This window comes from Pseudomonas sp. UBA6315 (assembly GCF_002438125.1).
In the GTDB taxonomy this organism is placed as follows: Bacteria; Pseudomonadota; Gammaproteobacteria; order Pseudomonadales; family Pseudomonadaceae; genus Aquipseudomonas; species Aquipseudomonas faucium.
This window is the reverse complement of sequence record NZ_DJTF01000028.1, coordinates 6,781-19,807: the sequence shown is the minus strand read 5'-3', so window position 1 is coordinate 19,807 and position 13,027 is coordinate 6,781. Positions and strand designations below refer to the sequence as shown.

The following is a 13,027-nucleotide window of genomic DNA, read 5'->3' as shown; positions in this document are numbered from 1 at the left end:
CCCTCATCGCCGGCCAGCCGGCCCCCATGCAATCTTGCATAGACAACCTTGCACATTAGGTGATGTTCCTCGCCCGCGACTGCGGGTATCCTCAGGGCAGTCTTTCCGAACTGTCCTGATCCAAGGAGCTGCACGCTGTGTTCAAACATGTCGATGCCTATGCCGGCGACCCGATCCTCTCGTTGATGGAAACCTTCAAGGCCGACCCGCGCGCCGACAAGGTCAACCTGAGTATCGGCCTGTACTACGATGAGGCCGGCGTGGTGCCGCAGCTGGCGGCGGTGGATGCGGTGGAAAAACGCATCGCAGGGGTAGACCACGAAGCCTCGCTGTACCTGCCGATGGAAGGCCTGGCCGCCTACCGCCAGGCGATCCAGGCGCTGCTGTTCGGTGCCGAGCACCCGGCGGTGACCGGCAAGCGCGTGGCCACCGTGCAGACCGTCGGCGGCTCCGGCGCGCTGAAAGTCGGTGCCGACTTCCTCAAGCGCTACTTCCCGCAGTCCGAAGTCTGGGTCAGCAACCCGACCTGGGACAACCACCGCGCCATCTTCGAAGGTGCCGGGTTCAAGGTGAACACCTACCCGTACTTCGACCAGGCCACCCGCGGCGTCGACTTCGACGGCATGCTGGCCACCCTGCAGAGCCTGCCGGCCAACAGCGTCGTGCTGCTGCACCCGTGCTGCCACAACCCCACCGGCGCCGACCTCGAGCCGCAGCAGTGGCAGCAAGTGGTGGAAGTGGTCAAGGCACGCCAGCTGATCCCGTTCCTCGACATCGCCTACCAGGGCTTCGGTGAAGGCCTGGTCGAAGATGCCTTCGCCATCCGCGAAATGGCCCGTGCCGGCGTACCGTGCCTGGTCAGCAACTCGTTCTCGAAGATCTTCTCGCTGTATGGCGAGCGCGTCGGCGGCCTGTCGGTGGTCTGCGACGACGAAGCCACCACCCAGAGCGTGCTCGGCCAGCTCAAGGCGACCGTGCGCCGCAACTACTCCAGCCCGCCCAACTTCGGCGCCCAGCTGGTGGCCGGCGTGCTGGGCGATACCGCCCTGAACGCGCAGTGGGCGGCAGAGGTGGAGGTGATGCGCAAGCGTATCCTCGACATGCGCCAGGCGCTGGTCGATGCCCTGGCCGTGCTGCTGCCGGGCCAGGACTTCCAGTTCTTCCTGCGCCAGCGCGGCATGTTCAGCTACACCGGTTTCAGCGTCGAGCAGGTACGCCGCCTGCGTGACGAGTTCGGCGTGTACCTGATCGACAGCGGCCGGGTGTGCATGTCGGGCCTGCGTCCGGCCAACCTGCAACGGGTTGCCGAGGCGTTTGCCGCCGTTCAGAAGTGATGTGAAGAAGGGGCCGCTTGGTGGCCCAATCGCCGGCAAGCCGGCTCCCACAGGCGCCGCACCAAGGGCTGTTTGTGGGAGCCGGCTTGCCGGCGATTGGGGCGCGAAGCGGCCCCTTTGCTTATCCAGTTGTCATGACAAGTGCAACCGTCCCTCGGGTGGGGCTTTCCAAAGTGCAACCATCAGCGCACAATCGCGCCCTTCTTTATTCGGTTGAGTAGGGCGGAAGGTCTATTTCGCCATTCTCAGCCTGTTGCAGTCTTGCGAGTGGAGCTTCACCCGGAATGAATGAGCAGGCCCCAAGCGTTGAACAACGCTTTGAAGAATCGACCCCGGCAACGCTGCAGAGCTGGTCGCGTCACGACACCACCTGGATGCTTGGCCTGTTTGGCACCGCCATCGGCGCCGGCACGCTGTTTCTGCCGATCAACGCCGGGCTTGGCGGCTTCTGGCCGCTGCTGATCCTGGCCGCGCTGGCCTTCCCCATGACCTACTTCGCCCACCGTGGCCTGACCCGCTTCGTGCTCTCCGGGCGCAATGGCGGCGACATCACCGAAGTGGTCGAAGAGCATTTCGGCATCACTGCCGGTGCGCTGATCACCGTGCTGTACTTCTTCGCCATCTTCCCGATCCTGCTGATCTACAGCGTGGCCCTGACCAACACGGTCAGCAGCTTCATGGAGCACCAGCTGCACATGGCCCCGCCACCGCGGGCGCTGCTGTCGTTCGTGCTGATCCTCGGCCTGCTGGCGATCGTGCGCTGCGGTGAGCAGGCCACGGTCAAGGTCATGAGCCTGCTGGTCTACCCGTTCATCGTCGCCCTGGCGCTGCTGGGCCTGTACCTGGTGCCGCACTGGACCGGCGGCATCCTCGACAGCGCCAGCCAGCTGCCGTCGGGCTCGGCCTTCCTGCACACCGTGTGGCTGGCGATTCCGGTGATGGTGTTCTCGTTCAACCACTCGCCGATCATCTCGGCCTTCGCCGTCGACCAGAAGCGCCGCTACGGCGAGCACGCCGACCAGCGCAGCGGGCAGATCCTGGCCCGTGCGCACCTGCTGATGGTGGCCATGGTGCTGTTCTTCGTGTTCAGCTGCGTGCTGACCCTCGACAGCGCCCAGCTGGCCGAGGCCAAGGCGCAGAACCTGTCGATCCTGTCCTACCTGGCCAACCACTTCAGCAACCCGACCATCGCCTTCGCCGCGCCGTTGATTGCCTTCGTCGCCATCGCCAAGTCGTTCCTGGGCCACTACATCGGTGCCAGCGAGGGCCTCAAGGGCATCATCGCCAAGACCGGCGCGCGCCCGGGGGCCAAGGCCCTGGACCGAGTGGTCGCGGCGCTGATGCTGGTGGTGTGCTGGATCGTCGCCACGCTCAACCCGAGCATCCTCGGCATGATCGAATCGCTCGGCGGCCCGATCATCGCGGTGCTGCTGTTCCTGATGCCGATGTACGCCATCCGTCGCGTACCTTCGATGCGCAAGTACAGCGGTGCGCTGTCCAACGTGTTCGTCACGGTGGTCGGCCTGGTCGCGCTGACCTCGGTGGTGTACGGCCTGCTGGCCTGATACCCGCCCTGATGCAAGCAATGCCCGTTTGGCTTGTCGCCACCCGGGCATTTTTTTGTCCACAATAATTGTCTGGCAATAGAACAATTTTATCGCCCCCCATAGGCACCCGGCCGCCTTCATGCTTAACTCAGGGTCTTTTTCAAACCCCGCATAAGGATTTCGTCCATGGCTCAAGTGACTCTCAAAGGCAACCCGGTGCAAGTCAAAGGCAACCTGCCGCAGGCCGGTGCCCAGGCGCCTGCTTTCTCGCTGGTAGGTGAGGGCCTTGCCGACAAGTCGCTCAAGGACTTCGCTGGCAAGCGCAAGGTGCTGAACATCTTCCCAAGCGTCGACACCCCGACCTGCGCCACCTCGGTTCGCAAGTTCAACGCCCAGGCCAATGACGTGGCCAACACCGTGGTGCTGTGCATCTCCGCCGACCTGCCGTTCGCCCAGGCCCGCTTCTGCGGCGCCGAAGGCCTGGAAAACGTCAAGAACCTGTCGACCCTGCGCGGTCGCGAGTTCCTCGAAACCTACGGCGTGGCCATCGCCGACGGCCCGCTGGCTGGCCTGGCTGCCCGCGCGGTAGTGGTGCTGGACGAGAACGATAAAGTGCTGCACAGCGAGCTGGTTGGCGAAATCGCCGACGAGCCGAACTACGAAGCAGCGCTGGCTGTTCTGAAGTAAGGCGTGTGCAGGGGCGGGCGGTGACGGTTCGTCTGCACTGGCCCTTTCGCGGGGCAAGCCCGCTCCCACAGGTATCGCGCAAGTCTTCAACGTTGAGGTGATCTTGTGGGAGCGGGCTTGCCCCGCGAAGGGGCCGGCTCTGGCGCGGAACTCTCCAGGCCTTCCTCTCTCAAAGCAACGCCCTGAAACGGCCCGGAATACTTTCCGGGCCGTTTTCATTTAAAGTTCAGCGTCTTGGCAACGTCAGGCAAAGGTAAACCTCTGGTAAAGGCCCTTTGCTAAAACGATGCCAGTGCTTATCGTTCACCCTCCCCAAGCCGTCATCTCGAACAAGGTTCGTTCAACCCATGCAAGCTTCTGTCTCCCGATCCCCCCGTCGCTGGCTCGTCGGCCTGCTGATCCTGCTGCTGGTGGCCCTGCTGGCCTGGTGGCTGTGGCCTGCAACGCCTGCCCATAAAGAGGCGGTGGGCGGGCGCCCGAGCAAAGGCATGGGCATGGGCGGGCGCCCAGGCTTCGGCGGCTCCACTGACCCTGTGCCAGTGCGTGTCGACCCGGTGCGGGTGGGCGACTTCCCGCTTTATTACAAGGCCCTGGGCACGGTCACCGCGCTCAACACGGTCAACGTGCGCAGCCGCGTTGCCGGCGAGCTGGTCAAGATCCACTTCAAGGAAGGCCAGCAGGTCAAGGCGGGCGACCTGCTCGCAGAAATCGACCCACGCCCTTACCGCATCGCCCTGCAGCAGGCCGAAGGCACCCTGGCACAGAACCAGGCCCAGCTGAAGAACGCCCAGGTCGACCTGGCGCGCTATAAGGGCCTGTTCGCCGAAGACAGCATCGCCAAGCAGACCCTCGACACCGCCGAGGCCCAGGTGGCGCAGTTCCTGGGGCTGGTCAAGACCAACCAGGCCCAGGTCAACGACGCCAAGCTCAACCTCGACTTCACCCAGATCCGCTCGCCGATCAATGGCCGCGTGGGCCTGCGCCAGCTCGACCTGGGCAACCTGGTGGCGGCCAACGACGCCACCGCCCTGGTGGTGATCACCCAGACCGAGCCGATCAGCGTGGCCTTCACCTTGCCGGAAACCGAGCTGAGCACCGTGCTCGAGCGCTACCGCAGCGGCGCCAGCCTGCCGGTCGAGGCGTGGGACCGCAGCGACAATAAAATGCAGGCCACGGGCGTGCTGGGCAGCATCGACAACCAGATCGACACCACCACCGGCACCCTGAAATTCAAGGGCCGCTTCGAGAACAAGGACCTGGCGTTGTTCCCCAACCAGTTCGTCAACGTGCGCTTGCTGGCCGACACCCTCAAGCAGGTGGTGCTGGCCCCGGCGGCGGCGATCCAGTTCGGCAATGACGGTACCTTCGCCTATGTGGTCAATGACCAGAACACGGTCAACATTCGCAAGCTCAAGGTCGGCGCCAGCGACGGCCAGAACAGCGTGATCGTCGAAGGCCTCAAGGCCGGCGAGCGCCTGGTGCTCGAAGGCACCGACCGCCTGCGCGAAGGCACCAAGGTGGAAGTGGTCGAAGACAGCTCGCAAGTGCCGACCACCCCCGGCCAGCACCTGCAAGGCCAGGACGCCAAAGGCTCGGCCCAGGCCGATGAAGCCCAACCCGGCAAAGCAGCAGGCAAGGCGGGCGCATGAACCTGTCGCGCCTGTTCATCCTTCGCCCGGTCGCCACCACGCTGAGCATGCTGGCCATCGTCCTGGCCGGCCTGATCGCCTACAAGCTGCTGCCAGTCGCCGCGCTGCCCCAGGTCGACTACCCGACCATCCGCGTCATGACCCTGTACCCCGGCGCCAGCCCCCAGGTGATGACCAGTGCCGTCACTGCGCCGCTGGAGCGCCAGTTCGGCCAGATGCCCGGCCTGACCCAGATGGCCTCGACCAGCTCCGGCGGCGCCTCGGTGTTGACCCTGCGCTTCAGCCTGGACATGAACATGGACGTGGCCGAGCAGCAGGTGCAGGCCGCGATCAACGCCGCCAGCAACCTTTTGCCCAGCGACCTGCCGGCGCCGCCGGTGTACAACAAGGTCAACCCGGCCGACACGCCGGTGCTGACCCTGGCGATTTCCAGCAAGACCATGCCGCTGCCCAAGCTCAACGACCTGGTCGATACCCGCGTTGCGCAGAAGCTCGCGCAGATCAGCGGGGTGGGCATGGTCAGCATCGCCGGTGGCCAACGCCAGGCGGTGCGGGTCAAGGTCAACGTCGATGCGCTGGCCGCCAACGGCCTGAACCTGGACGACGTGCGCACCCTGATCGGTGCCTCCAACGTCAACCAGCCCAAGGGCAACTTCGATGGCCCGACCCGGGTGTCGATGCTCGACGCCAACGACCAGCTGCGCTCCCCCGAGGAGTACGCCAACCTGATCCTGGCCTACAACAACGGCGCGCCGCTGCGCCTGCGGGACGTTGCCGAAATCGTCGATGGCGCCGAGAACGAGCGCCTGGCCGCCTGGGCCAACCAGAACCAGGCGGTGTTGCTGAACATCCAGCGCCAGCCGGGGGCCAACGTCATCGAGGTGGTCGACCGCATCAAGGAACTGCTGCCCTCGATCACCGACAACCTGCCGGCCGGCCTCGATGTCTCGGTACTCACCGACCGCACCCAGACCATCCGCGCCGCGGTCAAGGACGTGCAGCATGAACTGCTGATCGCCATCGTCCTGGTGGTGATGGTCACCTTCGTGTTCCTGCGCCGTTTCAGCGCCACGCTAATTCCCTCGATCGCCGTGCCGTTGTCGCTGATCGGCACCTTCGGGGTGATGTACCTGGCCGGTTTCTCGATCAACAACCTGACGCTGATGGCCCTGACCATCGCCACCGGTTTCGTGGTCGATGATGCCATCGTCATGCTGGAGAACATCTCCCGCCACATCGAAGAAGGCGAGACGCCGCTGCAGGCAGCGCTCAAGGGCGCCAGGCAGATCGGCTTCACCCTGATCTCGCTGACCTTCTCGCTGATCGCGGTGCTGATTCCGCTGCTGTTCATGGCCGATGTGGTCGGCCGGCTGTTCCGCGAGTTCGCCATCACCCTGGCGGTGGCGATCCTGATTTCCCTGGTGGTGTCGCTGACCCTGACGCCGATGATGTGCGCGCGCCTGCTCAAGCGCGAGCCCAAGGAAGAAGAGCAGGGCCGCTTCTACCGCGCCAGCGGCGCCTGGATCGACTGGCTGATCGAGCATTACGGCCGTGGCCTGCAGTGGGTGCTCAGGCACCAGCCGCTGACCCTGCTGGTGGCCGTGGCCAGCCTGGGGCTGACCGTGGTGCTCTACCTGGCGGTGCCCAAGGGCTTCTTCCCGGCCCAGGACACGGGCGTGATCCAGGGCATTTCCGAGGCGCCGCAGTCCACCTCGTTCGCCGCCATGAGCGAACGCCAGCAGGCCCTGAGCAAGGTGATCCTGCAGGACCCGGCGGTGCAGAGCTTGTCGTCCTACATTGGTGTCGACGGCGACAACGCCACGCTCAACAGTGGCCGCCTGCTGATCAACCTCAAGCCCCACGGCGAGCGTGACGTGACCGCGGCCGAGGTCATCGGCCGCCTGCAGCCGCAACTGGACAAGCTGGTCGGCATCCGCCTGTTCATGCAGCCGGTGCAGGACCTGAGCATCGAAGACCGGGTCAGCCGTACCCAGTACCAGTTCAGCCTGTCCTCGCCCGACGCCGACCTGCTCGCGCAATGGAGCGGCAAGCTGGTCGAGGCCCTGCAGCAACGCCCGGAACTGCAGGACGTTGCCAGTGACCTGCAGGACAAGGGCCTGCAGGTGTACCTGGTGATCGACCGCGACATGGCCAGCCGCCTGGGCATCAACGTGGCACAGATCACCAACGCCCTGTACGACGCGTTCGGCCAGCGGCAGATTTCCACCATCTACACCCAGGCCAGCCAGTACCGCGTGGTGCTGCAGGCACGCGACGCGGCCACCATCGGCCCGCAGGCGCTGGAGTCGATCCACGTCAAGTCGGCCGATGGCGGCCAGGTGCGCCTGTCGGCGCTGGCGCGCATCGAGCAGCGCCAGGCTCAGCTGGCCATTTCGCACATCGGCCAGTTCCCGGCGGTGATGATGTCGTTCAACCTGGCCCATGGCGCGTCCCTGGGCGAGGCGGTCCAGGTGATCGAGCAGGTGCAGCAGGACATCGGCATGCCGATCGGCGTGCAGACCAAGTTTCAGGGCGCCGCCGAGGCGTTCCAGGCGTCGCTGTCGAGCACCTTGCTGCTGATTCTGGCGGCCGTGGTGACCATGTACATCGTGCTCGGCGTGCTCTACGAGAGCTACATCCACCCGGTGACCATCCTCTCGACCCTGCCATCGGCGGCGGTCGGCGCATTGCTCGCGCTGATCATCAGCGGCAACGACCTGGGCATGATCGCCATCATCGGCATCATCCTGCTGATCGGCATCGTCAAGAAGAACGCGATCATGATGATCGACTTCGCCCTCGAGGCCGAGCGCCACCAGGGCATGAGCCCGCAGGATGCCATCTACCAGGCCGCGCTGCTGCGCTTCCGGCCGATCCTGATGACTACCCTGGCCGCGCTGTTCGGCGCGGTGCCGCTGATGCTCGCCACCGGCTCCGGCGCCGAGCTGCGCCAGCCGCTGGGCCTGGTGATGGTCGGCGGGTTGCTGGTGAGCCAGGTACTGACCCTGTTCACCACCCCGGTCATCTACCTGTACTTCGACCGCCTGGCACGCCGCTGGCGCCCGGCCACCGACACCCAGCAGGCCCAGGCATGAACCTGTCGGGCCCGTTCATTCGCCGGCCGGTGGCGACCATGCTGCTGAGCCTGGCGATCATGCTGCTCGGTGGCGTCAGCTTCGGCCTGCTGCCGGTGGCGCCGCTGCCGCAGATGGACTTCCCGGTGATCGTGGTGCAGGCCAACTTGCCCGGCGCCAGCCCCGAGGTCATGGCCGCCACCGTGGCCACGCCGCTGGAGCGCAAGCTGGGCAGCATCGCCGGGGTCAGCACCCTGACCAGCAGCTCCAACCAGGGCTCGACCCGGGTGATCATCGGCTTCGACCAGGGGCGTGACATCGACGGTGCGGCGCGCGAGGTGCAGGCGGCCATCAACGCCACCCGCAACCTGCTGCCCAGCGGCATGCGCAGCATGCCCACGTACAAGAAGTTCAACCCGTCCCAGGCACCGATCATGGTCTTGTCGCTGACCTCGGACGTGCTGCAGAAGGGCCAGCTGTACGACCTGGCCGACACCATCCTGGCCCAGAGCCTGGCCCAGGTCATCGGGGTAGGGGAGGTGCAGATCGGCGGCAGTTCGCTGCCGGCGGTGCGCATCGCGGTGGAGCCGCAGCTGCTCAACCAGTACAGCCTGTCGCTGGACGAAGTACGCACGGCGGTGGCCAATGCCAACCAGCGCCGGCCCATGGGCTATGTCGAAGACCCCGAGCGCAGCTGGCAGGTACGCGCCAACGACCAGCTGGAAACCGCCAAGGACTACGAGCCGATCGTGATCCGCCAGGCCAATGGCACGATCCTGCGCCTGTCTGACGTGGCGACCGTCACCGACAGCGTCGAGAACCGCTACAACAGTGGCTTCTTCAACGACCAGAGCGCGGTGCTGCTGGTGGTCAACCGCCAGAGCGGCGCCAACATCATCGAGACGGTCGACCAGATCAAGGCGCAGTTGCCGGCGCTGCAGTCGCTGCTGCCGGCCAACGTGCAGCTGAACGTGGCCATGGACCGCTCGCCGGTGATCAAGGCCACCCTCAAGGAGGCCGAGCACACCTTGCTGATCGCCGTGGCGCTGGTGATCCTGGTGGTCTACCTGTTCCTCGGCAGCCTGCGCGCTTCGTTGATCCCGAGCCTGGCGGTGCCGGTGTCGCTGGTGGGCACCTTCGCGGTGATGTACCTGTGCGGGTTCTCGCTGAACAACCTGTCGCTGATGGCACTGATCCTCGCCACCGGCCTGGTGGTGGACGATGCCATCGTGGTGCTGGAGAACATCTCCCGGCACATCGAGGATGGCCAGCCGCCGATGCGCGCAGCGTTTCTCGGCGCCAAGGAAGTTGGCTTCACCTTGCTGTCGATGAACGTCTCGCTGGTGGCGGTGTTCGTCTCGATCCTGTTCATGGGCGGCATCGTGCGCAGCCTGTTCCAGGAGTTCTCGATCACCCTGGCTGCGGCGATCATCGTCTCGCTGGTGGTGTCCTTGACCCTCACGCCAATGCTCTGCGCCCGCTGGCTCAAGCCGCACCGGGCCGAACCGACCCGCCTGCAGCGCTGGAGCGACAACCTGCACCGGCGCATGGTCGGCGCCTATGACACCAGCCTGGGCTGGGCCCTGCGCCACAAGCGCCTGACCCTGCTCAGCCTGCTGGCGACCATTGGCCTGAACATCGCGCTGTACGTGGTGGTGCCCAAAACCCTCATGCCGCAGCAGGACACCGGCCAGCTGATCGGCTTCATCCGCGGCGACGACGGCCTGTCGTTCAGCGTGATGCAGCCGAAAATGGAAATCTACCGCCGCGCCTTGCTCGCCGACCCTGCGGTGCAGAGCGTGGCCGGCTTCATCGGTGGCAACAGCGGCACCAACAACGCGATGGTGCTGGTGCGCCTCAAGCCGATCAGCGAGCGCAAGCTCGACGCGCAGAAGGTCATCGAGCGCCTGCGCAAGGAAATGCCCAAGGTGCCGGGTGGGCGGCTGTTCCTGATGGCCGACCAGGACCTGCAATTGGGCGGCGGTGGTCGCGACCAGACTTCTTCGCAGTACCTCTACACCCTGCAGAGCGGCGACCTCGCGGCCCTGCGCGAGTGGTTCCCGAAAGTGGTGGCGGCGATGCGCGCGCTGCCCGAGCTCACCGCCATCGACGCCCGCGACGGCTCCGGTACCCAGCAGGTGACCCTGGTGGTCGACCGCGACCAGGCCAAGCGCCTGGGCATCGACATGGACATGGTCACCTCGGTGCTCAACAACGCCTACAGCCAGCGGCAGATCTCGACCATCTACGACAGCCTCAACCAGTACCAGGTGGTGCTGGAGATCAACCCCAAGTACGCCTGGGACCCGAGCACCCTGGAACAGGTGCAGGTGATCACCGGCGACGGCGCGCGGGTGCCGCTGTCGACCATCGCCCACTACGAGAACAGCCTGGCCAACGACCGGGTCAGCCACGAGGGCCAGTTCGCCTCCGAAGACATCGCCTTCGACGTTGCCGAAGGCTACAGCACCGACCAGGCCATGGCCGCGGTGGAGCGGGCGGTGGCCAAGGTCGGCCTGCCCGAGGAAGTGATCGCCAAGCTCGGCGGTACCGCCAATGCCTTCGCCAAGACCCAGGAAGGGCAGCCGTTCATGATCCTCGGCGCGCTGGTGCTGGTGTACCTGGTGCTGGGCATCCTCTACGAAAGCTACATCCACCCGCTGACCATCCTCTCCACCTTGCCCTCGGCCGGGGTTGGCGCCTTGCTGGCCTTGTACGCCACGGGCGGGGAGTTCAGCCTGATTTCGCTGCTGGGCCTGTTCCTGCTGATTGGCGTGGTGAAGAAGAACGCCATCCTGATGATCGACTTGGCGCTGCAGCTGGAGCGCCACCAGGGCCTGACCCCGGAAGAGTCGATCCGCCGCGCCTGCCTGCTGCGCCTGCGGCCGATCCTGATGACCACCCTGGCAGCCATCCTCGGCGCCTTGCCGCTGCTGCTCAGCAGCGCCGAGGGCGCCGAGATGCGCCAGCCGCTGGGCCTGACCATCATTGGCGGGCTGGTCTTCAGCCAGGTACTGACCCTTTACACGACGCCGGTGGTGTACCTCTACCTCGACCGCCTGCGCCACCGATTCAACCGTTGGCGCGGCGTGCGCACCGACGCCGCCCTGGAAACTCCGCTATGACTTTTGCCCAGACCCCACTTCACCGTGCCCTGCAGCTGCTGACTCGCGGGCGTGGCTCGCGCCTGGTCGGCGCCGGGCTGTGCGTGGCGCTGCTCAGCGCCTGTACCTTGAGCCCGGACTACCACCGCCCCGAGCTGAGCACCCCGGCGCAGTTCAAGCAGGCCGAAGGCTGGACCCAGGCCAGCCCGTCCGATGCCATTGCCCGTGGCGCCTGGTGGGAGGTGTACGGTGACAAAGGGCTCAATGCCCTGGTCGAGGAGCTCAACCGCAGCAACCAGACCGTCGCCCAGTCCGAAGCCCAGTACCGCCAGGCCCAAGCGCTGGTGCGCAGCAGCCGCGCCTCGCTGTTCCCAAGCCTGGACCTGAGCGCGAGCAAGAACCGTTCGGCCCAGGGCACCGGCAGCTCCAGTTCCAGCTTGTCGAACAACAGCAGCGGCATTCGCAACACCTACAACACGCAACTGGGCGTGAGCTGGGAAATCGACCTGTGGGGCAAGCTGCGCGAGACCCTCAACGCCAATGAGGCGAGCGCCGAAGCGAGCTTTGCCGACCTGGCCGCCATCCGCCTCAGCCAGCAGTCCGAGCTGGTGCAGAACTACCTGCAGCTACGCGTGATCGACGAGCAGAAGCGCCTGCTGGAGGCCACCGTGGCGGCCTACCAGCGCTCGCTGCGGATGAACGAAAACCAGTACCGCGCCGGGGTTGCCGGGCCGGATGCGGTTGCCCAGGCGCGTACCCAGCTCAAGAGCACCGAGGCCGACCTGATCGACCTGATCTGGCAGCGCGCGCAGTTCGAGAACGCCATTGCCGTGTTGCTGGGCCGGGCGCCGGCAGACTTTGCCCTAGCCGACAGCAAGAACATCCCGGCCTTGCCGCAGATCCCCGTCAGCCTGCCGTCGCAACTGCTCGAACGGCGGCCAGACATTGCCTCGGCCGAACGTAACGTGATGGCGGCCAACGCCAACATCGGCGTGTCCCGCGCCGCCTACTTCCCGGACCTGAGCCTGAGCATGAGCGGCGGCTACTCCAGCAGCAGCTTCAGCAACTGGATCGAGTTGCCCAACCGCTACTGGTCGGTGGGCCCGCAGCTCGCCCTGACCCTGTTCGATGCCGGCAAGCGCAGCGCCGAAGTGGACCGTACCGTCGCGGTGTATGACCAGACCGTGGCGCAATATCGCCAGACCGTGCTCGATGGCTTCAAGGAGGTGGAGAACTACCTGGTGCAACTGAAGGTGTATGCCGACGAGGCCGGGGTGCGCCAGGAAGCGTTGGATGCAGCCCGTGAATCGCTGCGCCTGACCGAGAACCAGTACCGCGCCGGGCTGATCGGCTACCTGGATGTGGTGAACGTGCAGACCACCGCGCTGAGCAACGAGCGCAGCGTGCTGAACCTGCTGCAGGGGCGCTTGGTGGCCAGTGTGCAATTGATCGCCGCGCTGGGCGGTGGTTGGGACGCAGAGCAGGCGTTTGCCCAGCAGCAATGAGGCCCCCCGCAATCTCTGAAGTCTCCTACCCCCCCCTGTGGGAGCCGGCTTGCCGGCGATGGGGCCCCAACAGGCTGACCGAATCCGCCTGCTCCGGCCCCATCGCCGGCAAGCCGGCTCCCCCAGG

At 65.8% G+C, this 13,027-nt stretch carries 7 protein-coding genes; all 7 read left to right on the top strand.

What is annotated here, in order from left to right; genetic code table 11:
- Nucleotides 1–137: 137 nt before the first annotated feature.
- The 7 genes from B3E94_RS03000 (at nt 138) to B3E94_RS02970 (ending at nt 12,900) form a co-directional block, all read left to right on the top strand.
- Nucleotides 138–1,334: an aromatic amino acid transaminase gene (locus B3E94_RS03000; protein WP_286912265.1), complete on the top strand. Its 1,197-nt coding sequence runs from the start codon at nt 138–140 to the stop codon at nt 1,332–1,334.
- A gap of 284 nt (nt 1,335–1,618) precedes the next feature.
- Nucleotides 1,619–2,899, top strand: coding sequence for an HAAAP family serine/threonine permease (locus tag B3E94_RS02995; protein WP_286912264.1), 1,281 nt, complete (start codon nt 1,619–1,621; stop codon nt 2,897–2,899).
- Nucleotides 2,900–3,067: 168 nt separating this feature from the next.
- Nucleotides 3,068–3,568 carry a thiol peroxidase gene (tpx, locus tag B3E94_RS02990; RefSeq protein ID WP_286912263.1) on the top strand — a complete coding sequence of 167 codons (501 nt, stop codon included), beginning with the start codon at nt 3,068–3,070 and terminating at the stop codon, nt 3,566–3,568.
- 347 nt (nt 3,569–3,915) lie between these two features.
- The gene (locus tag B3E94_RS02985; protein ID WP_176510791.1) at nt 3,916–5,217 is read left to right on the top strand and encodes an MdtA/MuxA family multidrug efflux RND transporter periplasmic adaptor subunit; all 1,302 of its coding nucleotides are present in this window, start codon (nt 3,916–3,918) and stop codon (nt 5,215–5,217) included.
- Nucleotides 5,214–8,312 carry an MdtB/MuxB family multidrug efflux RND transporter permease subunit gene (locus tag B3E94_RS02980; RefSeq protein ID WP_236235733.1) on the top strand — a complete coding sequence of 1,033 codons (3,099 nt, stop codon included), beginning with the start codon at nt 5,214–5,216 and terminating at the stop codon, nt 8,310–8,312. The genes B3E94_RS02985 and B3E94_RS02980 overlap by 4 nt, the downstream gene beginning before the upstream one ends.
- The gene (locus B3E94_RS02975; RefSeq protein WP_176510793.1) at nt 8,309–11,416 is read left to right on the top strand and encodes an efflux RND transporter permease subunit; all 3,108 of its coding nucleotides are present in this window, start codon (nt 8,309–8,311) and stop codon (nt 11,414–11,416) included. The genes B3E94_RS02980 and B3E94_RS02975 overlap by 4 nt, the downstream gene beginning before the upstream one ends.
- A complete protein-coding gene (locus B3E94_RS02970) occupies nt 11,413–12,900 on the top strand; it encodes an efflux transporter outer membrane subunit (RefSeq protein WP_286912262.1) in 1,488 nt (495 codons plus the stop codon). Before B3E94_RS02975 ends, B3E94_RS02970 begins: the two co-directional genes overlap by 4 nt.
- The last annotated feature ends 127 nt before the right edge of the window (nt 12,901–13,027 follow it).

Excerpts from the sequence above, each read along its gene's own strand:
- B3E94_RS02995 (WP_286912264.1), top strand. The coding sequence starts at position 1,619 with ATGAATGAGCAGGCCCCAAGCGTTGAACAACGCTTTGAAGAATCGACC.
- tpx (WP_286912263.1), top strand. The coding sequence starts at position 3,068 with ATGGCTCAAGTGACTCTCAAAGGCAACCCGGTGCAAGTCAAAGGCAAC.
- B3E94_RS02985 (WP_176510791.1), top strand. The coding sequence starts at position 3,916 with ATGCAAGCTTCTGTCTCCCGATCCCCCCGTCGCTGGCTCGTCGGCCTG.
- B3E94_RS02980 (WP_236235733.1), top strand. The coding sequence starts at position 5,214 with ATGAACCTGTCGCGCCTGTTCATCCTTCGCCCGGTCGCCACCACGCTG.
- B3E94_RS02975 (WP_176510793.1), top strand. The coding sequence starts at position 8,309 with ATGAACCTGTCGGGCCCGTTCATTCGCCGGCCGGTGGCGACCATGCTG.
- B3E94_RS02970 (WP_286912262.1), top strand. The coding sequence starts at position 11,413 with ATGACTTTTGCCCAGACCCCACTTCACCGTGCCCTGCAGCTGCTGACT.